The sequence below is a fragment of the Arthrobacter sp. DMZ02-1R genome (assembly GCF_057747935.1).
This window is the reverse complement of record NZ_CM173230.1, coordinates 2078363-2100292: the sequence shown is the minus strand read 5'-3', so window position 1 is coordinate 2100292 and position 21930 is coordinate 2078363. Positions and strand designations below refer to the sequence as shown.

At 62.2% G+C, this 21930-nt stretch carries 20 protein-coding genes and 1 tRNA gene; 8 read left to right on the top strand and 13 right to left on the bottom strand.

What is annotated here, in order from left to right:
- Positions 1 to 47: 47 nt before the first annotated feature.
- Positions 48 to 428 carry a hypothetical protein gene (locus tag AC3ANQ_RS10290; protein ID WP_488304963.1) on the top strand — a complete coding sequence of 127 codons (381 nt, stop codon included), beginning with the start codon at positions 48 to 50 and terminating at the stop codon, positions 426 to 428.
- A 100-nt stretch (positions 429 to 528) separates the two neighbouring features.
- On the opposite strand, the gene AC3ANQ_RS10285 is transcribed toward AC3ANQ_RS10290, so the two are convergent.
- Entirely contained in the window at positions 529 to 1212 is a 684-nt protein-coding gene (locus AC3ANQ_RS10285) for a hypothetical protein (protein WP_488304962.1), read from the bottom strand.
- Between the two features lie 168 nt (positions 1213 to 1380).
- Between AC3ANQ_RS10285 and AC3ANQ_RS10280 the strand changes: the two genes are divergently transcribed.
- Positions 1381 to 1800, top strand: coding sequence for a hypothetical protein (locus AC3ANQ_RS10280; protein WP_488304961.1), 420 nt, complete (start codon positions 1381 to 1383; stop codon positions 1798 to 1800).
- Positions 1801 to 2781: 981 nt separating this feature from the next.
- Here AC3ANQ_RS10280 and nrdF read toward each other — a convergent pair.
- From nrdF to nrdH, 4 genes are all read right to left on the bottom strand, one after another.
- Positions 2782 to 3756 (bottom strand): class 1b ribonucleoside-diphosphate reductase subunit beta, encoded by a 975-nt coding sequence (gene nrdF, locus AC3ANQ_RS10275; protein ID WP_345040995.1) that lies wholly within the window; start codon positions 3754 to 3756, stop codon positions 2782 to 2784.
- A gap of 118 nt (positions 3757 to 3874) precedes the next feature.
- A complete protein-coding gene (gene nrdE / locus AC3ANQ_RS10270; protein WP_488305299.1) occupies positions 3875 to 6022 on the bottom strand; it encodes a class 1b ribonucleoside-diphosphate reductase subunit alpha in 2148 nt (715 codons plus the stop codon).
- Between the two features lie 11 nt (positions 6023 to 6033).
- Positions 6034 to 6504, bottom strand: a complete 471-nt coding sequence (gene nrdI, locus AC3ANQ_RS10265; RefSeq protein ID WP_284984555.1) for a class Ib ribonucleoside-diphosphate reductase assembly flavoprotein NrdI — start codon at positions 6502 to 6504, stop codon at positions 6034 to 6036.
- Positions 6505 to 6560: 56 nt separating this feature from the next.
- On the bottom strand, positions 6561 to 6803 hold the full coding sequence (gene nrdH, locus AC3ANQ_RS10260; RefSeq protein ID WP_488304960.1) for a glutaredoxin-like protein NrdH: 243 nt from the start codon (positions 6801 to 6803) through the stop codon (positions 6561 to 6563).
- A gap of 498 nt (positions 6804 to 7301) precedes the next feature.
- Between nrdH and AC3ANQ_RS10255 the strand changes: the two genes are divergently transcribed.
- Positions 7302 to 8276: a LysR family transcriptional regulator gene (locus tag AC3ANQ_RS10255; RefSeq protein ID WP_488304959.1), complete on the top strand. Its 975-nt coding sequence runs from the start codon at positions 7302 to 7304 to the stop codon at positions 8274 to 8276.
- A 51-nt stretch (positions 8277 to 8327) separates the two neighbouring features.
- A complete protein-coding gene (locus tag AC3ANQ_RS10250) occupies positions 8328 to 8834 on the top strand; it encodes a DUF2004 domain-containing protein (RefSeq protein WP_488304958.1) in 507 nt (168 codons plus the stop codon).
- Positions 8835 to 9028: 194 nt separating this feature from the next.
- Here AC3ANQ_RS10250 and metE read toward each other — a convergent pair whose 3' ends face one another.
- Both metE and AC3ANQ_RS10240 read right to left on the bottom strand, forming a co-directional pair.
- Positions 9029 to 11362: a 5-methyltetrahydropteroyltriglutamate--homocysteine S-methyltransferase gene (metE, locus tag AC3ANQ_RS10245; RefSeq protein ID WP_488304957.1), complete on the bottom strand. Its 2334-nt coding sequence runs from the start codon at positions 11360 to 11362 to the stop codon at positions 9029 to 9031.
- A gap of 64 nt (positions 11363 to 11426) precedes the next feature.
- Positions 11427 to 12395 (bottom strand): methylenetetrahydrofolate reductase, encoded by a 969-nt coding sequence (locus AC3ANQ_RS10240; protein WP_488304956.1) that lies wholly within the window; start codon positions 12393 to 12395, stop codon positions 11427 to 11429.
- Positions 12396 to 12846: 451 nt separating this feature from the next.
- Between AC3ANQ_RS10240 and AC3ANQ_RS10235 the strand changes: the two genes are divergently transcribed.
- The gene (locus AC3ANQ_RS10235; protein ID WP_265981384.1) at positions 12847 to 13050 is read left to right on the top strand and encodes a hypothetical protein; all 204 of its coding nucleotides are present in this window, start codon (positions 12847 to 12849) and stop codon (positions 13048 to 13050) included.
- Between the two features lie 60 nt (positions 13051 to 13110).
- Here AC3ANQ_RS10235 and AC3ANQ_RS10230 read toward each other — a convergent pair whose 3' ends face one another.
- The 4 genes from AC3ANQ_RS10230 to AC3ANQ_RS10215 all read right to left on the bottom strand — a co-directional run bounded on the left by AC3ANQ_RS10230 (position 13111) and on the right by AC3ANQ_RS10215 (position 17600).
- A complete protein-coding gene (locus tag AC3ANQ_RS10230; protein WP_488304955.1) occupies positions 13111 to 13989 on the bottom strand; it encodes a carbohydrate ABC transporter permease in 879 nt (292 codons plus the stop codon).
- Entirely contained in the window at positions 13986 to 14882 is an 897-nt protein-coding gene (locus AC3ANQ_RS10225) for a carbohydrate ABC transporter permease (RefSeq protein ID WP_488304954.1), read from the bottom strand. The genes AC3ANQ_RS10230 and AC3ANQ_RS10225 overlap by 4 nt, the downstream gene beginning before the upstream one ends.
- A 3-nt stretch (positions 14883 to 14885) precedes the next feature.
- Entirely contained in the window at positions 14886 to 16241 is a 1356-nt protein-coding gene (locus AC3ANQ_RS10220) for an extracellular solute-binding protein (protein ID WP_488304953.1), read from the bottom strand.
- A 105-nt stretch (positions 16242 to 16346) separates the two neighbouring features.
- Entirely contained in the window at positions 16347 to 17600 is a 1254-nt protein-coding gene (locus AC3ANQ_RS10215; RefSeq protein WP_488304952.1) for an ROK family protein, read from the bottom strand.
- Positions 17601 to 17728: 128 nt separating this feature from the next.
- Between AC3ANQ_RS10215 and AC3ANQ_RS10210 the strand changes: the two genes are divergently transcribed.
- On the top strand, positions 17729 to 18619 hold the full coding sequence (locus AC3ANQ_RS10210) for an aminoglycoside phosphotransferase family protein (RefSeq protein WP_488304951.1): 891 nt from the start codon (positions 17729 to 17731) through the stop codon (positions 18617 to 18619).
- A 3-nt stretch (positions 18620 to 18622) separates the two neighbouring features.
- On the opposite strand, the gene AC3ANQ_RS10205 is transcribed toward AC3ANQ_RS10210, so the two are convergent.
- Entirely contained in the window at positions 18623 to 19780 is a 1158-nt protein-coding gene (locus tag AC3ANQ_RS10205) for a class I SAM-dependent methyltransferase (RefSeq protein ID WP_488304950.1), read from the bottom strand.
- Positions 19781 to 20037: 257 nt separating this feature from the next.
- Here AC3ANQ_RS10205 and AC3ANQ_RS10200 point away from each other — a divergent pair, with 257 nt between their 5' ends.
- The gene (locus AC3ANQ_RS10200; RefSeq protein WP_488304949.1) at positions 20038 to 20415 is read left to right on the top strand and encodes a cupin domain-containing protein; all 378 of its coding nucleotides are present in this window, start codon (positions 20038 to 20040) and stop codon (positions 20413 to 20415) included.
- A 317-nt stretch (positions 20416 to 20732) separates the two neighbouring features.
- Here the strand turns inward: AC3ANQ_RS10200 and AC3ANQ_RS10195 are convergent.
- Positions 20733 to 20805, bottom strand: a tRNA-Ala gene (locus tag AC3ANQ_RS10195).
- 516 nt (positions 20806 to 21321) lie between these two features.
- On the opposite strand from AC3ANQ_RS10195, the gene AC3ANQ_RS10190 reads away from it, so the two are divergent.
- The gene (locus AC3ANQ_RS10190; RefSeq protein WP_488304948.1) at positions 21322 to 21906 is read left to right on the top strand and encodes a ScbR family autoregulator-binding transcription factor; all 585 of its coding nucleotides are present in this window, start codon (positions 21322 to 21324) and stop codon (positions 21904 to 21906) included.
- Positions 21907 to 21930 lie beyond the last annotated feature (24 nt).

The window sequence follows — 21930 nt, the reverse complement described above, 5'->3', positions numbered from 1 at the left end:
GTCCGGTTCGATTGGCCAAGTCGCAGCGTTTGCTAAGGCTTTTCGAGTTGTGCACGGGATTGCTCGCCTGCTGGGTCACCGTCGCGAACGCCGCGACGGGTATCGGACACTTACGGGACATGGCGGGTTCAGGGGCAGAACCCCCGGCAGATTGGATCGCCTACGTCTTCGCCGTTACCTTGGGCTTCGGAGTGGTATCCATCGCGGGCCTGGTGATCGGGATCTGGAACCTCGCCACACTAAAAAGAACAGCCCGATCGCCACTGATCGCCGCCATTGTGGTCTCCGCGGCGTCAATCGTGCTGACGATGGTCTTCATCGACGGGCCCCTGTTCGATCCGGTGAAAATCGTCTGGGCCGCGCTGTACGCGGCAGTCAGCCTCTGGACCATCGGCATCCTTCGACTCAAGAAAGTCCCCGCCCCGTAGACCCTGGGTCCCGGCACGCGTTGGAATCTTCGTCGGTCCATGAGCTACAGACCGTCCGGGCGAGCTGAGACACAGGGCCGGAAGGTGCTGGCCAGCGGGCCTACGGGCGTTTCGCGAATTCAATGCGTATGTAGCCGAGCTCGTCGCGTGGGAGGACCGCTGTCACAACACCGCCCCCTCTGAGGGACGCCCCAACCCCGTGCACGAGTGGGTCCGTGTCGATCTCCACACCCTGCACTTCGACGCCGTCAATCCAAACGGCCACCGCATGGTTGGCTGGACGACTTGTGAGGTCCCCGGCGTGACGGTCCCAGGCAATGCCTCCCGGCCATTCACGCCGGTAGCGATTGATGAGGATGTGGTTCATGTGTTCGGTCAGCACCCGGGCCGGGGACGAGCGTTCGGAAGTGTCGCGGTGCCACGTGGTCCGCACGGCCTCCCAGAGCTGGGGGTACCGCATGCGTTGAACCCCTTCAACCAGCCAGGCCGGCCGCGGCCAAGGCGGAACGCCTTCGATCGACCTTCTCGTCTGCTCGTCGAGCTCGGCCAGGTTTATCGGGTCGGATCGGTCAGCGGGGTTGCGCCACAGCGTGTAGGTGAGGCTCGCCGACATCTCGTTGTATCCGCGGGAATCCTGCCCGTACTGGATGCCGACCAAATCCGGATCTTCCAGCGTAGGCTGTGGTACCAGTCCCATGATCTGGATCGGCATCAGTTCCAAACGCCTGGCCTGCTCGAGACGCGGATCTGGTGCATCCTCGGGAAGCACTCCATCGAATCTCACTTGCCGATTGTGCGACGCCGATGAGGGGTTGGCAATACCGCCTCGGCATGGATCGCAGGTTCTTGACCACGTAGTTGACGTCAGGGAGTCTTGGCGCATGGCAATACGATATGTTCGAGGCATCGCCGCCCGGGCAGCCGCCTTGGGGCTGCACTGGGGTTATCCAGGATGGTTGAACACCGCATGATCCGGCAAGCGTCACGCGCAGGGGTGCTGCTCCTCATAGGGCTTCTGGCCGGTGGGTGCACGCCCACCCAGCCGCCAACCCCAACCGGCACCGTCCCCCCGAACAGTCCGGCCGACTACATCGCGCTGCCGTTCACCTATCGGACCGACCCGACATCGAACTCGATCACCGTCACTGCCGGTTACGGTGCATGCGACACGTTCAAGTCCGCAGAAGCCAAGGAACAGGCAGACTCCGTCACCATCACCATCGCCGTGCACCGAGAACCGGATTCCTCGAGCACCTGTCAGATAGCCAAAAACCATGACATCACCCTCACGCTGAAGGCCCCGCTCGGGACCAGAAGAGTAATCGACGCCGCCGGCGGTGAGACGATCGCGACGGCCAAACCAACACCCTGACCCGGAACAGACCCCAGCCAACCCGATCTCCGGAGATCCACCAATTGTCGTGCTGAGCGCGGCTCCAACGGTTTCAGAACCACTTCCGGAAAACCTCGCCAGGACGCTGAACCGGGCCGAGTTCCTCAGCGCCGCCCACCCCGATGACCTGTCATTCCCTTGGGTCGATTATGAGCTGTCTCCGGCTGAGTTCGGATGAGGCTCTTTGGCGTCTCCGTGACCGGTCGAAACAAAGATCGGGCCGGGGCACTGTGCCTTCGCGGCGTGGGTGACTTGTGAAAACGTGGCATGTCCGTGAGTCCGGCCGGGAGTAGTCTGGGGGCATGGTCATGATTCGGGCGATTGCGAAATGCGCCGGAACCGCCGTGCTGGCTGGGTGTGCCGTGGCTCTGCTGCTCGCGTGCACTGCCCAAAGCCCTCCATCGCAGCCATCGTCCAGCGCGAATATCAGCTCAGCGGGGCCGCCTCGCCCTATCGGACCCCGAGATCGATGCGCTTAAGCCTTTCAGCTCGCCGATGATTGCTCGTCGACCCGAGGTCGAGGCGGTCGAGCTTTCCGCTGCAGAAGCAGAAGAAGGCGTGAGCGTGCCGTGGAAATTCCTCGGATTCGCCGGCGGCAGCGACGTATTTCGCCGGCGACGGGGACTGTGTGAATCACCTCGGCTTCTTCGTGTACCGGGACGGAGATGACGTCGTCGTTGAAGCCGTGAGCAAGGTCGAAGAAGGACGAACAACCTGCATGACCCGTCTCGTCCTCGGACGATCGGTCCTCCGGCTCCCTGCGACGTTGTTGGGTCCGGTGCCCCTATATCAACAAGATAGATACAGGGGCACCGGGCGCCCCAAGAACGTGGAGGGCCAAGCGAACGCAAACGAGCAAATTTCGCTACAAACTGAGCAATGCTCAGATAAGGGGCTGTTTCTGCTCAGCAGATACTGCGAAATTGCTCAGTTAGGCCGGGGTCTCACACCGCCGCCGCCCTAGAACTCCCAGTCCTCATCCTCAGTATTTACAGCCTTCCCAATCACATAAGACGACCCAGACCCCGAGAAGAAGTCGTGGTTCTCATCAGCATTAGGCGACAGCGCCGACAGGATGGCCGGGTTCACGTCGGTGACGGAAGCCGGGAACATGGCCTCGTAGCCGAGGTTCATGAGGGCCTTGTTGGCGTTGTAGTGCAGGAACTTCTTGACGTCCTCAGCCAGGCCGACGCCGTCGTAGAGGTCGTGCGTGTACTGGACTTCGTTTTCGTACAGCTCGAAGAGCAGTTCGAAGGTGTAGTCCTTGATTTCCTGGCGCCGTTCCTCGGAGACCTTTTCCAGGCCCTTCTGGAACTTATAGCCGATGTAGTAACCGTGCACGGCTTCGTCGCGGATGATCAGGCGGATGAGGTCTGCCGTGTTCGTGAGCTTGGCACGGGAGGACCAGTACATCGGAAGGTAGAACCCGGAGTAGAACAGGAACGATTCCAGCAGCGTGGAAGCCACCTTGCGCTTGAGGGGATCGTCGCCCCGATAGTAATCCATGACGATCTGGGCCTTCTTCTGCAGGTTCTCGTTCTCGAGGGACCAGCGGAAGGCGTCGTCGATCTCCTTGGTGGAGCAGAGGGTCGAGAAAATCGACGAGTAGGACTTCGCGTGCACCGACTCCATGAAGGCGATGTTGGTGTACACAGCCTCTTCGTGCGGGGTGATGGCATCCGGAATCAGGGACACGGCGCCTACGGTGCCCTGGATGGTGTCCAGCAGGGTCAGGCCCGTGAATACGCGCATGGTGAGCTGCTGCTCATCCGGGGTCAGAGTGTGCCAGGACTGGACGTCGTTGGACAGCGGCACCTTCTCCGGCAGCCAGAAGTTGTTGACCAGGCGGTTCCAGACCTCCACGTCCTTGTCATCCTGGATGCGGTTCCAGTTGATTGCTTCGACGTGGCTAAGCAGCTTGACCTTCTCGGTCATTTCGTCCCCTTAACGTATGTGTTCTCTAAGGTAAGCGTACGACGCCGGGCGCTCACCCGGCGTCGTACTCTTCAGTTTTGAGGCGCGGCGGCTGCCGCAAATAGACAACCGTTATCGGTTACAGCATGCAGGAAACGCAGCCCTCAACCTCGGTCCCTTCCAGCGCGAGCTGGCGGAGGCGGATGTAGTAGAGCGTCTTGATGCCCTTGCGCCATGCGTAGATCTGCGCCTTGTTGATGTCACGCGTGGTGGCGGTGTCCTTGAAGAACAGGGTCAGGGAGAGGCCCTGATCCACGTGCTGCGTGGCAACGGCGTAGGTGTCGATGATTTTCTCGTAACCGATCTCGTACGCGTCCTGGTAGTACTCCAGGTTGTCGTTGTCGAGGTACGGAGCCGGGTAGTAGACGCGGCCGATCTTGCCTTCCTTGCGGATTTCGATCTTGGCGGCCACCGGGTGGATCGACGATGTCGAGTTGTTGATGTAGCTGATGGAACCCGTGGGCGGTACGGCCTGCAGGTTCTGGTTGTAGATGCCGTGCTCCATGACCGAGGCCTTCAGCTCACGCCAGTCATCCTGGGTGGGGACGTGGATGCCGGCGAAGAGCTCGCGGACGCGCTCAGTCTCAGGAGCCCACTCCTGCTCGGTGTACTTGTTGAAGAACTCGCCGCTGGCGTAGGTGGAGTTTTCGAAGCCGCCGAATGACTGGCCGGTCTCGATGGCAAGCCTGTTCGAGGCACGCAGTGCGTGGAACAGCACCGTGTAGAAGTAGATGTTGGTGAAGTCCAGGCCCTCTTCGGAACCGTAGTGGACGTGCTCGCGGGCAAGGTAGCCGTGCAGGTTCATCTGGCCAAGGCCGATTGCGTGGCTCTGGGCGTTGCCCTGCGCAATGGACGGCACCGAGTTGATGTAGGACATGTCCGACACCGCACTGAGGGCGCGGATGGACGTCTCGATCGAAAGGCCGAAGTCCGGGGAATCCATGGTCTTGGCGATGTTCATCGAACCAAGGTTGCAGGAGATGTCCTTGCCGACCGTCTCGTAGCTGAGGTCTTCGGCGTAGATGGACGGCGTGGAAACCTGCAGGATCTCCGAGCACAGGTTGCTCATGGTGATCTTGCCGGCAATCGGGTTGGCCCGGTTCACGGTGTCTTCGAACATGATGTACGGGTAGCCGGACTCGAACTGGATCTCCGCGAGGGTCTGGAAGAACTCGCGGGCGCTGATCTTGGTCTTCTTGATCCTGGAATCGTCCACCATCTCGTAGTACTTCTCGGTGACCGAGATGTCGGAGAACGGCACGCCATAGACGCGTTCGACGTCGTACGGGGAGAAGAGGTACATGTCCTCGTTCTTCTTGGCCAGCTCGAACGTGATGTCCGGGACCACGACGCCGAGGGACAGCGTCTTGATCCGGATCTTCTCGTCGGCGTTTTCACGCTTGGTGTCCAGGAAGCGGTAGATGTCCGGGTGGTGGGCGTGCAGGTACACGGCACCCGCACCCTGGCGGGCACCGAGCTGGTTGGCGTAGGAGAAGCTGTCTTCGAGGAGCTTCATGACCGGGATGACGCCCGAGGACTGGTTCTCGATCTGCTTGATCGGAGCGCCGTGCTCACGGATGTTGGTCAGCGAGAGGGCCACGCCGCCGCCGCGCTTGGACAGTTGCAGCGCGGAGTTGATGCCGCGGGCGATCGACTCCATGTTGTCCTCGATGCGCAGCAGGAAGCAGGAGACCAGCTCGCCGCGCTGGGCCTTGCCGGCGTTGAGGAACGTAGGCGTGGCGGGCTGGAAACGGCCGTCGATGATTTCATCGACAAGGCGGCTGGCAAGTTCTTCGTTGCCGCGGGCAAGGTGCAAGGCAACCATGCAGACGCGGTCCTCGTAGCGCTCCAGGAAACGCTTGCCGTCGAACGTCTTCAGCGTGTAGGAGGTGTAGAACTTGAAGGCGCCAAGGAAAGTCTCGAAGCGGAACTTCTTCTTGTAGGCGCGGTTGAACAGGTCACGGATGAAGTTCATCGTGTACTGATCGAGCGTCTCGCGCTCGTAGTACTGGTTCTTGACCAGGTAGTCCAGCTTCTCTTCCAGGTCGTGGAAGAAAACGGTGTTGTTGTTCACGTGCTGCAGGAAGTACTGGTGCGCGGCCTCGCGGTCGGCCTCGAACTGGATTTCCCCGTTCGGACCGTAGAGGTTCAACATGGCGTTGAGCTCATGGTAACCAAGGCCCTTGTAGGCCTCCGGCAATGGCTTCTTGACCTTGGCGGTGTCCATGGCGCCCTTGGTTACTTCTGTATCTGCGACAGTCGTGTCCAAAACTTTTCCAATCCTTGATTGACCCGGTCAACATCTTCCGGAGTCCCCATGAGTTCGAATCGATAAAGAAGCGGAACCCGGCATTTGGTGGCGATGATGTCTCCCGCCATGCAGTAGTTTTCCGCGAAGTTGGTGTTTCCTGCTCCGATGACGCCGCGGATCAGTTCCCTGTTCTGCGGGTTGTTCAGAAACCTGATGACTTGCTTGGGCACCGATCCTTCGCCATTCGTACCGCCATAGGTGGGCAGCACAAGGACGAAGGGTTCAAGTGCGAGCAGCGGCGCGTCCTTGGCATGGAGCGGGATGCGTGCCGCGTCGACGCCGAGCTTCTGGACGAAGCGCTTGGTGTTCTCAGATGTGGAGGAAAAGTAGATGAGGTGACTCCGCGTACTGACAGCCTCAGCCGTTGCTTGAGCAGGTGCTGTTGCCAGCGCTGCCATGGGAGTCACCTCGACTACATTGGAATACTTTGTTGTTGTGGCTGAGTCCTGAAAGACTAGGCCACGGAAGCGGCAGCCATTGCCAGCTCTTCGATCTTGTCCGGACGGAATCCTGACCAGTGGTCCTGCTCGGTCACCACGACGGGAGCCTGCATGTATCCAAGGGCCTTCAGGCGCTCTAGGGCCTCGGCATCCTGGGAGATGTCAACGCTCTGGTAGGCGATGCCCTTCTTGTCGAGTGCACGGTACGTTGCGTTGCACTGAACACAGGCCGGCTTCGTGTAAACCGTAACAGTCATGATCCCTGTCCCCTTTGTTGAAGTCTTTGCTCTTCGTATTGGCAGGCCCCGACCGGAACTGGTTCCGACTCAGATGCTGGCCCGCTGGCCGCCAAGGCAGCCAAACGCTCTATTCATGTCTTGTGCTGGTTTCCCGCTCAATCCGTAAATCGATACTACATGTAGTGCAAGCGCCTCAGCGGAACCCCAAGATGATGTATTACAAGTATGTCATTTTACGCACCGGTAGTCCACAGGCAAAGGGGGTAAAAATGTCCGTGAATCCGCCAAATCCGGAGACGTAATCCACACCCTGTGGACTACTTAGCCACATTTAATCGTCAGCGTGTCGCGTGGATCCCGGCGTGTCGCGGCATCCTGGCACACCCCGTTTCGCGAGTCGCCCATCACACTCCAACGGGCCGGGCAGGCACAGCAACATCAGGCGCGGAGACGGAATTCACACAGTTATGCTGGCTTCCACGGTCTTTCGACCGGCATCGAGCCTAAGGATCACTGATGGTCAACCTTCTCCACCTGCGGACGCTGCTTGAGGTCACCCGGTTTGGCTCCTTCGCGGCGGCCGCCACGCGGCTCGGCTATACCGCGTCGGCCGTATCCCAACAGATGGCAGCCCTGGAACGGGATACCGGCGTCGAACTCTTCCACCGTTCCGCACGCAGTGTGGTTCCCACCGAAGCCGCCCTCACCATGGTGCGGCATGCGTCCAAGGTGCTCACCGACGTCGAAACCTTGTTGGCAGCCGCATCGCGGAGCACGGACCCCGCGCAGGAGCTGCGGCTTGGCATCTTCCCGAGCCTGGCCACCTACGTACTGCCGGACATCCTGCGGAACCCGCGCTGGAACAAATTGGGGATTGAACTGCGCGTATGGGTGGCCGAACCTGCCCAGACCATCCAAGGCCTGCGCAGCGGCGGCGAACTGGATCTGGCGCTTGTGTACCAGGTGGGGCAGTCCGGGCTCGCGTGGCCACACACGTTGGAACGGCAGTGGATCGGCGACGACGATTTCCGGGTAGTGCTCCCCGCGTCCTGGGGTATCCGGGAAGACGCCGAAATGCAGGCATCGCAACTCTCCGACATGCCATGGATCATCCACCACCCGGGCACCAGCGACGCCGTCGTGATCGAACGGTTGTTTGCCAGCTGCAATCTGCACCCGCGCGTCGTCGCCTACAGCGACGACTTCCACGCCAGCCTCGAGATGGCTGCCTCGGGGCTCGGCGCCGCGCTGGTACCGGAACTGGCCCTGCGGCACCGGCCTCCCGGCGTCGTGGTTCTGGACGTCCCGGACATCCGGCTGGCCCGCAACGTGTTCGCCCTGCTCATCAACGAAAAGCGCACCGCGCAAGTGCAGCTCTTCACGGAACTGCTGGCGGACACGCTTCGCGGGAGCGCTGCGGCAGTCCGGGCCGGCGCCACCGCGACCACGCCCAAAGTGACCCAAAAGTCAACGCCCAAACCACGCGCCTGAAATCTTCCAAGATGCTGGAACACGCCGCTTGTTTGGGACTATCTTGAAGACATGAGCAAGGTAGCGAGCAAACATTTTGGGGAAATCGAGCTCAACCACGGGCGGGAGCACTGTTACGTGGCTTCGCACGAGCTCGCCGGAAATCCCCTCGAACTGGACCTGAACGTCACGGCACATGACCACTTCGACGAGAGGGCACTCCACAAGGTGGACTACCGCCTGGGCTACCTCCCCGAGTTGGTGGACCAGGTCCGGGACATGATTGCCGAGGAGCTGGACCAGGACGGCACCAACTCCCAGCAGTTCCTCCACTTCCACTCCACGCAGCTCAAGGAAGATCAGCTGGAGGCGGTGTTTGGCGTCCGAGACAAGGCGCAGCTCACCAAAGACGTCTTCCTCAAGGCCCTCAAGCTTGGCCATGTGGCGATCTACCCGGGCCAGCCGGAGCGCTACTTCGTCCTCGATTTCACCCTGGGCTCGCACTTCACCGACGAGCTCCTGGTGGTCGCGGCGGATGAGGACGGCGTGGTGGACGACGAAATCCTCTGGGAGTCCTGACAAGTCAGTTCCAACCAACGCTGGGCCCACGCCGGCTGGGCCCACGCTACCGGGGCCCCAAGCGAGCGTGCGAGTTCGGGGAGGTAGCGGGGAGGTTCCCTGGCCGAACTTGTGAGGCGAGGGGGCCGGTGGGGACGACGGCGGCCGGTCACCTTTCGAGGTGACCGGCCGCAGTCGTTTGTCCTACTTGGGCGTTACTTGGCTGCTTCCAGCAGTCCGGCGCGGACCGTCTTGGTGGCCTTGACCAGGTTGCGCAGGGACTCCTCGGTCTCGGCGTAGCCACGGGTCTTCAGGCCGCAGTCCGGGTTGACCCAGAGCTGGCGGGACGGAACGTGCTTGACGGCGGTTGCCAGGAGCTCGGTGACCTCGGCCTCACCCGGGACGCGCGGCGAGTGGATGTCGTAGACGCCCGGACCAACGCCACGGCCGAAGTGGTGTGCCTCGAGGTCGTGGACAACCTCCATGCGGGAGCGGGCTGCCTCGATGGAGGTGACGTCGGCGTCAAGGCCGTCGATCGCGTCGATGATCACGCCGAACTCCGAGTAGCAGAGGTGGGTGTGGATCTGGGTTGCATCGGCTGCACCGGCGGTGGCCAGGCGGAAGGAATCAACCGACCACTTCAGGTAGGCGACGTGGTCGGCCTTGCGCAACGGCAGGAGTTCGCGCAGGGCGGGCTCGTCCACCTGGATGACCTTGATACCGGCAGCTTCGAGGTCGGCGATTTCGTCACGCAGTGCCAGGCCTACTTGGTTGGCGGTCTCGCCCAGCGGCTGGTCGTCGCGGACGAAGGACCAGGCCAGGATGGTGACCGGACCGGTGAGCATGCCCTTCATCGGCTTGCTGGTGAGGGACTGGGCGTATTCGGCCCAGGCAACCGTGATGGGAGCCGCGCGCGTGACATCGCCCCAAAGGATGGACGGACGGGTGCAGCGGGAGCCGTAGGACTGGACCCAGCCGTGGACCGTCACGTCGAAGCCTTCGAGGTTCTCTGCGAAGTACTGGACCATGTCGTTGCGCTCGGGCTCGCCGTGCACCAGGACGTCGTAGCCGAGCTCTTCCTGCAGGTCAACGACGCGCTTGATCTCGTCCTTCATCAGCTGCTCGTACTGCTCGTTGCTCAGCTCGCCCTTGTTGTTGCGGGCGCGGGCCGAGCGGATTTCCGAGGTCTGCGGGAACGATCCGATGGTGGTGGTGGGCAGCGGCGGCAGGTGCAGCGCTGCTTCCTGGGCGGCTTCGCGGACCGAGTACTCGGAGCGGTTGAAGTCGGCCTCGGTGAGGGCTGCGGTGCGGGCACGGACGTCGGCGCGCTGGACGCCTTCGGCGGTGGCGCGGGAGGCGATCACGGCGGAAGCTTCGTCGATGGCTGCCTTCGCGGAAGCCGGGTTGGCCAGGTAGTCCGCAAGGGTCTTGACCTCGACGGCCTTCTGGTCAGCGAACGCAAGCCAGCTGCGCAGCTGCTCGGAGAGCTGGGTCTCCTCGGCGGTGTCGTGCGGAACGTGCTGGGTGGAGGTGGAGGTGCTGACGGCAAGCTTGCCGGCTGCGGACTTCAGTTCGTCCAGCTTTGCGGCCGAGACGGCGAGGTCGTTGCGCCAGATGTTGTGGCCGTCGACGACGCCGGCAACCAGGGTCTTGTTGCCCAGGCCTGCCAGGGCCGCTGCGGACGGGACCGCGCCCTTGAAGACGTCGATGTGCAGGGCATCGATGTTGGTGGCGGCAAGAGTGCCGAGCTGGCCGTCGAGGGAGCCGTACGGGGTGGAGACGAAGAGCTGCGGGCGCGCTGCGGCACCCGAGAGGACCTCGTAAGCACGGGCAACGGCAGCCTGGATTTCCGAGGCCGGGGTGTCCTGGTCAACAACCAGGGCGGGCTCGTCCAACTGGATCCAGCTGGCGCCGGCGGCGGCCAGCTTGCCGAGGAGTTCAACGTAGACCGGGAGGATGTCCTCAAGGCGGGACAGCGGAGCGAAGCCTGCGGGGGCGTCATCCGAAGCCTTGGAGAGCAGCAGGTAGGTCACCGGGCCGACGATGTACGGGCGGGTCTCGATGCCGTTGGCCAGGGCGAACTCGAATTCCTCGACGATGCGGTTGGAGGCGAGCTTGAAGTCAGTCTCCGGGCCGATTTCCGGAACGAGGTAGTGGTAGTTGGTGTCGAACCACTTGGTCATTTCCAGCGGCTGCTGTTCCTTGTTGCCGCGGGCCAGGGTGAAGTAGCCATCGATGTCGAGCTGGCCTTCTGCGTTGAACAGCTGGCCGAAACGGGCGGGGACAGCGCCCAGGTGTGCGGTGGCGTCGAGCACCTGGTCGTAGAAGGAGAAAGTGCCAGGAACGGCGGCGGCTTCGTTGAGGCCCAGTTCCTGGAGTCGCTTGGCAATGGTCAGCTGGATGTCCTTGGCAGCGGCGTCAAGGGCGGCAGCGTCGATCTTGCCTGCCCAGTAGGCTTCAACGGCCTTCTTGAGTTCGCGACGGCGGCCGATGCGCGGGTAGCCGAGGAGGGAGGCTGCGGGGAATTGGGTGGTCTTCTGCTCAGTCATTCGAATTTCCTTCAAGAAGTTGGTGGAAAAGGTTTGTTGTCTTTGGGGCTGCGTTGGAGCCGGGTTAGCTGACGAGTTCCTGGCGCCGGGCGATGGCGCTGAGCCGGCTGGCAGGGCGGGCCGGCCGGGGCAGGGCAAGCTTGTCCAGTACGTCCAGGGCACAGGTGTGCTCGTTGAACGTGTAGAGGTGGATGCCCGGAGCCCCGGCTTGGAGGGCTGCGTTGGCCAGGTCCACCGTGGCCCGGACCCCGATCTTGCGCCGTTCGGCGTCAGTGTCCGCGGCGGCAAGGCGTTCGATGAGTTCCGGTGCCGGTTCGACGCCGGTGAGCTCGCCGAGGCGCTTGAGCCGGCGAAGGCTCGTCAACGGCATGACCCCTGGAATGATCGGGATGGTGACTCCTGCGCGCCGGGCACGCGAGATCAGGTCGGCATATTGCTCGGTGTGGAAGAAGACCTGCGTGATGGCGAAATCGGCGCCCGAGCGCTGCTTCGCGAGCAGTACCTCGACGTCGTGCTCCACGCTCGGCGACTCGGGGTGGCGGGTGGGGTAGGCAGCCACCCCGACCGCGATCTTGCCTGCGCACAGCAGGGCCGAACGTCGCTGTTCCACGCGGCGGATCAGTTCGATCAGATCCTGGGCGTAACGCAACGAGCCGCTGACCGGCTTGCCGCTGTCCTTGGGCAGGTCGCCGCGCAGGGCAAGGATGCCGCGCACGCCGTTGTCCAGGAGTTCGCCAATGATCTCAGCCAGCTCCTGAGGGGTGTTTCCGACGCAGGTCAAGTGGGCCAGCGGCCGGAGGGTGGTTTCAAGCAGCAGCCGGTTGATGAGCTCGACGGCGGTGTCGCGGTTGGAACCGCTGGCGCCATAGGTGACGGAGACGAAGTCGGGATCCGTGGCCTCAAGCTCGCCGATGGTGGTCCACAGCGATTCGGCAGCCGCTGGAGAGCGGGGCGGGAAAAGTTCGTAGGACAAGGCGACGGGAGCAGCGCCGGTCAAGTTTGGATGGGTGTCGATGAGGCTTGGTGGTGACATTTGCGTCCTTGGCTGTGTGTCAGCGGGCCTGCGTTCACGGACTTGAAAGCCAGGTCCTTGGACTGCAGAATCGGTGAATTGAGTTTGGGGATACACGCAACGAACTCCAACAGGGCGCAGCCGCGACTGTTACGCCTGAAATGAAGTTGTCCGTGTGCAAATGTCAGGCCCACATGGGGGCACCCACACCCTCCTGCCTGCCTTCGAGAGGCAGATCCGGCGGAGGATCGCTGACACGTTACCGCGGTAACTTGACTACGACTCTAGATCGAGGCTCCGGGCGCCACAAATCGTCCACCGAATTAAGACGCAGTTTTACGCTACGTTTCGCCCGATTTCTGAAGATTGTTCGTTTGGACTTTCGGCGAGGCTTAACCGGCAGAGAGTACGCCACGGAGAACCCCGTCTGGAAGCCCTCCCCATGACGGTCCTGCAGGACTATTCTTTTGCCATGATCCAGCTTCCAGCCAGTTATCAGGAATACCTCGATGGCAAGGATGAGCGGTTCATCCAGACCATCCGCCCCATCTTGATGCAATCCGCCGCGGACAAGCTCCACGGTGTCCGTGTCCTCTATAACCCAGGGCTGACCGGCCACCAGGCCCACCTCGATGATTCCATTCCGTACGGCACCATCGTGGAGGACATCGACTAGCACGCGGCGACGCGGACTATGGGGGTCCAGCGCCTGGCCCCGGCCTTGGCTGCGGTCTGTTCAGCCCTTCATCGCCCCGGAAAGCGCAAACGCGCTGCCCGAGCCCCGTGCCACCACGGTGTAAAGGACGAGCACCGGGACCGAATACAAGATGGAGAACGCGGCGAGCTCCCCGTAGGCAATGGCTCCATGCTGGCCGAAGAAGCTGAAAACGGACACCGCTGCCGGCTGCTTTGCAGTGGACAGCAGCAGGATGAACGGGACGAAGAAGTTCCCCCAGGCCTGGATGAAGACGAAGATGAACACCACGCCCAGCCCTTGCCGCATCAAGGGCAGGACGATTCTCCGCAAGGTGGCTAGTCCCGAGGCGCCGTCCATCCAGGCCGCTTCCTCCAATTCCAGTGGCACGGAGTCCATGAAGTTCTTGGTCATCCAGATAGCCATGGGCAAGGTGGTGGTTGCCATGAAGAAGATCGTCGCCGGCATTGAGTCCAGCAATTGCAGCTGCACGAACAAGCCATAGACCGGCACCATGATTGCCGTGACCGGGAGCGACGTGCCGAACAGGATCGCATACAGGAACGGCTTGTTGAATCGCGATTGGTAGCGGGACAGCGGATAGGACGCGAGTACCGCAGCCGCCAGGTTCACGACGGCGGTACCAGCAGACAGCAGGAGGCTGTTCACGAGCGGCAGGAACAACAGCTCAGGAGTCAGCACAGCAGCAAAATTAGCGAACGACGGCGATTGCGGCCACCGCGTCTGGTATCCGGCGTGCGGATCAACGGAGGCAAAAAGCAGCCACGCAAGCGGCAGCACAAAGCACAAGCCGATCACGGCCAAAGCTGCATTGGCAGCTAACCGGACAGGGGGCCGTCTCCCGGCCCCCGCCGTCGGGCGCCTTTCGGTAAACCGCGGCTCACGGCGCAGGGATGTCACTGGTTCGCCCTGCGGAGGAGCCTGACGTACACCGTTCCGAAGACCATGCCGATCAGGATCAACACCGAAGCGATCGCGGTGCCGTAACCGATATCTCCGAGCTTGAAGGCTTCCTGGTACGCAAGCACCGGCAAGGTGGTGCTCGAGTTGGAGGGGCCCCCAGCCGTCATCACCCAGATGAGGGTGAAGACTGCGAGCGTCTGGAGAGTGACCAGCATGAGATTGGTGGCGATGCTCCCACGGATGATCGGCAGGGTGATGAAGGCGAGCCGCTGCCACCCCCGGGCGCCGTCCATGAGGGCGGCTTCGAAAATGTCGCGCGGGACCTGGGCGAGGGCCGCCCGGTAGACCAGCATGGAAAAGGCGGTGCCACGCCAGACATTGGCCAGGATGACGGCGGCCATGGGGAACGCGTACAGCCAGTTGGCGCCGTGAACGCCGAGCATTCCCAAGAGCTGGTTGAGCGTGCCGTCCTGGCTGAAGTACGCATATGCCGCGAAGGCAGCAACGATCTCCGGCAACACCCACGAGGCGATCACTGCGGTGCCCACGAACGACGCCGTGGCACCCCCGGATTTGGTCATCAGAAGGGCTATGACGAGGCCCAGGGCGTTCTGTCCGAGTATCGCGGACACGGCCACAAAGACCAACGTCAGCCAGGCAGAGAGCGGGAAGACGGAATCCGTCAGCATCCGGGCGTAGTTGTCCAGGCCGATCCATTGAGGGTTCAAGGCGGCCTTGCCGGACAACGCGGCGTTGGTCAAAGAGGCGTAGAAGGACCACGCCACGGGTGCCAGCATGAAAAGGACCAACAGCAGGATTGACGGCACTACCGGCAGCAAGCGGAACCTGCGACGCATAGAGCCGCGATGTAGGGAATCAGGGACTGGCATGCGTCATTTCTGCATGACCTTGGCGTCGCCGACCAGTTTCTTGACCGAAGCGTCGTATTCTGCTGCGGCCTCCGCTGGGGCTTGTTTGCCGGTGATGACGGCCTCGGTGGCCTGCTGGACTGCGAGGGAAATCTTCGGGTAGTCAGCGGTCGCGGGGCGATAGTGTGTCACGCCCACAAGATCGGAAACGTCCTTCACAAACGGGTTGGCCGCTTGGTAACCAGGATCTGAAGCGACATCGGTGCGGACTGCGATCTGCGAATTGTTGACGTCGAAGGCGAGCGCGTTTTTCTTGTTCACGGCAGTGGCCAGGAACTTGAAAGCCAAGTCCGGGCTCTTGGTCTTCGCGCCAACCGCGAGCGTCCACCCGCCGGACATGCTCACACCGCCGGGATCCTTCCCGAACTGGGTGGGGAACTTGGCTACGGCCATATCCTGCGCATAGCCGGCCCATTCGTAGGAACCGCCTTTTTGCCAGAACGACGGCGCGTACGAGCCTTCCACGGTGGCGCCCATTTTGCCCTGTGGCAGCCACTCGCCGAAGACTTTCTTCCACACATTCGAATCGAGCGCGTCCGCCGGCGTGACTGCGAGTTTCTCGTCGTACAGGGTCTTCAGGAACTGGAGCGAATCGGTGAAGCCCTTGGATCCCACCACCCACTTCTTGTCGCTTTCCGAATACAGCGAGCTTCCCGTGCCATAAAGCAGTTCGTAGAAGCTCTGCATGACAGTCCCTTCGCCGGTGCCTTTTCCGGCGTACATGCTGAAGGGAATCACACTCGGATCGGCGGACTTCATTTTGCGGGCCGCCGCCAGGATGTCATCCCAGGTTTTCGGCTGCCAGGGCAACGGTATGCCGGCCTTCTGGAGGACTGTCTTGTTGTACCAGATCGCCCTGGTGTCGGTGCCCAGCGGGACCGCGTAAATACTGCCGTCGTCACCGCGTCCTGCGGCCTTGGCGCTCTCGTTGAATTTGGACCACTCGTCCCAGTTGGCCAGTTGCGAGTCGAGTTTCATCAGGTATCCGGCGTCGACGTCCGAACGGACCTTGAATGTGTCCTCGTAGAAGACGTCCGGTGCTGTGTCCGGAGACCGCTGGGCCAGCGCGAGCTTGGTGCCGTAGTCGTCGTCGTTGGCTTGGATAGGCTGCAGGTCCACGGTGACGCCTGCGTTGGCGGCTTCGAATTCCTGCTTGGCGTCTTTGAAGACCTTGTCCAACGCGGTGAACGAGTCCGTCTTTTGATAGACGATCTTGATGGTCTGTTTTTCATTGGCTTGCGGTTGGGTGGAACAGGCGGCCGAGGCCAAAAGGCCAACTACGCCGAGCAGTGCTGCTCCGATCCGGGCTGGGCGACGCATGACGCTCCGATCTTTTTAAGCGGCTGCAGCCCCCACACTTCAGCTGGCCCAGCCTGTTGCCGATATTAATAAACACGGTCCTGCGACGCAGGGCCGTGAGGGGGTTCAGCCTTCCAACAGGAGCCGCTGGGCGCGCGGCGCAAGGGTGTGTTCCAGTACCAGGCAGGCCGCCCCGATGGCCCCGACGTCTTCGCCCACCCCCGTCCCGACGACTTCAATGCCGTGAATACTGTTCGCGGCGCTGTTGGCGGCAAGCAGGGGAGGAATTAGATCCAGATATCGCTCGGACATGCGGCCCCAGAAGGGGCCCCCGAAGACGACGCGTTCGACGTCGAGGGTGTTGGTCACCACCGCGACGGCCCGGGCAACCAGCACCGCGGACTTGTCGATAATCGCGATGGCGCGTTCGTCGCCGGAATCCGCGGCATCGCAGAGCCTGGCAAAGCCTTCCTGAACTTCCGGCCCCTCCGTACCCTTACGGCCACCGTTCAGGACACCCTGGTCTTCGGCCTCGGCCACGAGGACCTGCGGGATGCAGGAGGACTTGACGCACCCACGCAGACCGCAATCGCATGGAGGACCGTCCGGGTCGACAATGATGTGGCCGATTTCGCCTGCGTTGCCTGAGGTTCCGCGGACCACTTCGTCATTGAGGACGATCCCGCAGCCGATGCCGGTACCCATGTACATGAAAATGAAGCTACCCGTCCCGCTTGGTCCGCCCGCCCACGTTTCGGCGACGGCCGCACTGGTCACGTCCTTATCAACGAGGGTCTCCAGTCCGGTGGCTTCAGCGAGGGCGTCCCTCAAGTGCACCCGGTCCCACCCCACCATCAGGGGAGGGTCCACCACGGTGCCTTCATCGAGGTCTATGGGTCCCGGCGCCGCGACACCAAGTCCCGCGATCTTTCCCTGATCAACACCGGAGTCTTCGATCAGCGCCTTGATTTCCTCGGCGATGGCGGCGATGACGCGCTGCGGATTGCCCCCGGCAGGAGTGGGAATCCGGGAATGCTTCACAACGTCGCCCACCAGGTCCAGGACCACGGATGTAATGACTGCAGGATCAAGGTGGACGCCCAGCGCATACATTCCGGCGGGGTTCAGTCGCAAGATGGTGCGCGGTTTGCCCGGACCGCTGCCTTCCTTGCCTGCCTCGACAATGAGCCGTTGATCCAGCAGGCGGCGGGAGATGTTCGAGATTGTCTGCGGCGAAAGTCCAACGATCTGGGCCAGTTCCACTCGACTCAGTCCGCCCGATGAGCGCCTGATTGCGTCGAGAATGACGGTCAGGTTGAAGTCCCCCATACGGGGCAGATTGGTTCCGCGCCTCGGAGTCGGCTGGCGGATCTCAGTCACGGATTCCCCTAAAATCATTCGAATAATGCTGTTGCATTTGCATCGTACGGCACGTGTGCGTGTCCCGGTATGCCCACACGCTTGTCAGGTGGAACGGACGCGGATATTGCAGACAGGAGCCCCGGGACATGGCATTCATGCCGCAGGCCGAGCTGGACATCACCGCGGGACTCGTGCGGAGCTTGCTCGAGGAGCAATTGCCCGCTTTCTCTCACCTTCCGTTGGAGCTGGTGGCCAACGGTTGGGACAACGTCATCTACCGTCTCGGCAAGGACTGGGCCGTTCGCTTGCCACGACGGGAGGCGGCAGCACTGTTGGTACTCCATGAACAGCAGTACCTCCCGGTGTATGCCCGGCGTTCGCCCGTTCCCCTCCCCCGTCCTGTCCATTCAGGACGTCCATCCGCCAATTATCCATGGCACTGGAGCGTGACCCCTTGGCTGGAAGGAGTCTCCGCGGCGCTTGTGCCCCAGGCATCCCGGAATTCGGCGGCCGAGGACATGGCCGCGTTCCTCATCGCCATACACGTGCCCGCAGCACCGGACGCCCCAGTCAACCCCTTCCGCGGGGTTCCCCTCGGGACGAGGTCAGGCGCGGTACAGGACCGGCTCACTGATTCCGGCCGTTATCCGGAAGCCCCGCGCTTGCGGGAGCTCTGGTCCGAAGCCCGTCTGGTACCGCCGTGGGACGGGCCCAGCCTGTGGCTGCACGGAGATCTTCACCCCGCGAACGTCCTCCTGCGCCCTGACGGGCGGCTCGCGGCTGTCCTCGACTTCGGGGACCTCGGGGCTGGCGACCCGGCGGTTGATCTCGCCGTCGCCTGGTTGATGTTCGACGCCGGTGCGCGGCGCCGTTTCATGGCGGCCTTCGGGCCCGCAGTTGATGCGGGCACGTGGAATCGGGCCCGAGGCTGGGCCGTCTTGTTCGCGACGGCCATGCTCAGTTTTTCGGATGACAACCCTCAGATGTCGGGGATCGGGCACTTCGCGCTGGACCAGTTGCTGTCTGAGCCGCACTGACCCTCAACGTTTGATGCTGCGTGTCACGGTGAATTTCGGGTTCCTGCCTATTTCAGTGGTGGGACCAATCAGGCGTTCCAGCCCCGGGCGGTACTGCAAGTGGCTGTTGTAGACAGTCCAGAGTTCACCGTCGGAAGCCAGGACCCGCGCTGCGGCCTCAAACATCTTCATGGCCGCGCCGGCATGGACGCTGGCACCTAGGTGGAACGGAGGGTTGAGCAAGATGAGGTCTGTGCTTCCTGGTTCGAAGGCGGACATGGCGTCGTCCTGAACTACGGTGACTCGGTCTCCCACCCCATTGGCCGCCACGGTGGCCCGCGTGGACGCGACGGCTGCGGCTGATTGGTCTGTCGCAGTAACGCGGGCATTAGGCCGGTTACGTGCGTACATCGTGGCGAGGATTCCTGTCCCGCAGCCGAGGTCCACCGCGTGGCGCGCATCGGGAATCCTGTCCAGGAAGCCCAAAAGGAATCGGGTGCCGATGTCCAGCTTCGTACCCGAGAACGCAGCACCGTGGGCACACACCGTCATTCCCAGCTCGGTGTTCAGTTCCGAGACCGGGAAGGGCGGCGCACCTGCCGGGCGCTTGGGGCTGCTGGCAAGCAGGACCCGCGACTTCCGCTGCGCGAGCTGTGGCTGTACGAACCCAAAGCTGCGATCCAGGACGGCGTTCATGCCCACGGACATGTGCTTGACGCGTCCACCGGCCAGCAGGACTGCGCCCGGCGCTGCAAAGCGCGCTACGGCGTCGGCGATCTCCTCCAGTTCGGCGAGCGCTTTTGGTAACTGCATGATCACCAGTTCGGCGCCGTCGAGCAGCCCGGCTCCCAACTCGAACTGTTCGAAGCGGCCAGACAACCCTGACGCCTCAGCGTTCCGTTGGAGTGCGAGCCTGCTCACATAAAGGTCTTGAGTCACACGGATGTGCTCGACGCCGAGGGCCGCCAAAGCGCCCAGGGTCAGAGCTCCGTAGCGGTCGCCGATCACCGCAACGCGGGTCTTCGGGCTACGCACGTACCCTGCCGCAGTCTTGAGGAGAAGGTGATCGGTGGCGTCGTGCGCCTGCAGGTTCTCGGCCTCGACGTCGGGGAACCGGCGCAGACCGCCAAATAATGCATCAAGGTCCGCTGCACGAGGGTCGTTAGGGTCCGTTGGGGTCACGCTGAACTCGAGCCTTCTTTCGCTTCTCGGCTTGCTGGAAAGGTCCGGCGGCCTCCAGCAATCTATCCCCCGCTGAAAGTCTCGACAACACGGGGGCGGCGGAGGATGGTAGACATTGCAAGTAACCGACCGTCTGCCCGCTGCTGAAGGACACGGCACGCGCCGCAAGCAGCTCAGACACAGCAGGGTCCGCTGCGGAGGGCGAGCCACGTTGCGGACCTGGAAAATCAGGCTCCCACTCCCCTTGTGAGCAGACTATGACTGTCAACCTCGTTACGCAGCTTCAAGTAAAGTCGCACAATTCCCCCGATGAAACCCGCCGTCCGGACAAAACCTTGGTGGAAAACGTCACTGTCGGTGACTACACCATCGGCCGCCTCACCTTCGAGCCGGGCTGGACGTGGGCGGATTGCATCAAGCCGGTGGCCCAAACCGATTCCTGCCAGCTCAACCACGTGGGGTACTGCGTTGCTGGCTCCCTTGAAGTCGAGACGGAGGACGGAAAGAAGATCAGCATTTCCAAAGGAGATTCCTACACCATCCCGCCAGGACACAACGCCTGGGTCGTAGGCGACGAGTCGTTCTCGGCCATCGAATTTGTCAGCGCAGCAGAATTTGGGGTCAAGCGCGAGTAGCAGCCCGGCCTCCTTTTACAACACCTCCTGCCGGGGCCCCGGATCCTTAGCCCGGGACATCGGCAGGAGCACACGGGCAGAGTTCGTCGGCGACCGGGATCCCGGATGCCTCGCCTTCACTGTGCCCGGCGCGGCGATCGGCGCCGTGGCACTGACACTCACGAGGCGGGCAAGCGCCGTCGTCCTCCCCGTGCCGGCGGCGGCAGCGGCGCTCGTCCGGGAATGATGGACTGGACGCAAAAAAGGGAACCACCCGTTCGGGTGATTCCCTTTCCGTGCTGCAGACTTACTCGATGGTCCGAATACGTCGAATGTTGTGGAGCTGAGGGGACTCGAACCCCTGACCCCCTGCATGCCATGCAGGTGCGCTACCAGCTGCGCCACAGCCCCAAACTTTGCTTGCCGGGAATTTCCATCCCCGCCGGAGCAACTCGTCAATACTAAACCACAAGGATGTGAGATAGGAAATCGAACGCCGCCCGCTGCGGACAGCTGAGGTGCGGTCGATTACTCGGCCGCACCTCCCCCCATTACTGCCCTTCAGCTGGTTGCCGTAAACACAACGAGCCACCGCTTTGAAGTGTAGAGTCAGGATGGTCATTAAACAAACCGTTCAACCGGTTTACGGTGGGCAGGGCATCGCGGAGACTTGATGGGAAGCAGAAAATTCAACAAGGGCGCTGCGAACTCTGTGCCGGCCAGGAATGGGATCAGGCTCCCCGGGACCGAAATATCGGCGGTCACAATGGTAGCGTTATGGTTTCGGAGCCCCACGTCGGGTTTTCGTGAGAGCGCCCCTACGTGTGCCCCTCCGGATCCGGTTGACCTCACCGGTCCCCGGGCTCAGTCGGATTCGCGTACTCAAGAATCCCGGATGTAGAAACCGGAGAGGTCTCAAGGCTGATCATGCAACAACGTGCCAAAGCCACCCGAACAGCGGTGATTGAGGGGGCAGCGTCGATCTTTGAAGAGGTCGGATACGGGAATGCGAGCCTCAGCGACGTCACGGCGCGGGCCGCCGTTACCAAAGGCGCGTTGTATTTCCATTTCAAGTCGAAGGAAGACCTGGCGCTGGCTGTCATCGCCGAACAGCACAGCATTGTGCGTGTCGCGGGAGAGAAGATTGCCGCGGCCGGGTTGCCGGCGCTGGAAACCATGATCTCCATGTGCAGAACATTCGGCCAGCAGTTGCTCGATGAGCCAGTTGTGCGGGCCGGCATCCGGCTGACGTTCGAAGCCTCGGCCTTCAACGCAGATGTGAAAGGCCCCTACCAGGACTGGGTCGCCACCATGGAGATACTGACCCGCCAGGCTCAACACGAGGGTGACGTGCGGCCCGATATTGATGCCGCAGACTTCGCCCGGTACCTGGTTGCGTCCTTCACAGGCGTCCAAATGGTGTCCAACGTATTGACCGAACGACGTGACGTTCTCAAGCGGATTGACGACATGTGGCGCTTCATGCTCCCGGCCATCGCACCACCCAGTTGACATACCTACCAGTCGGTTTGTAGT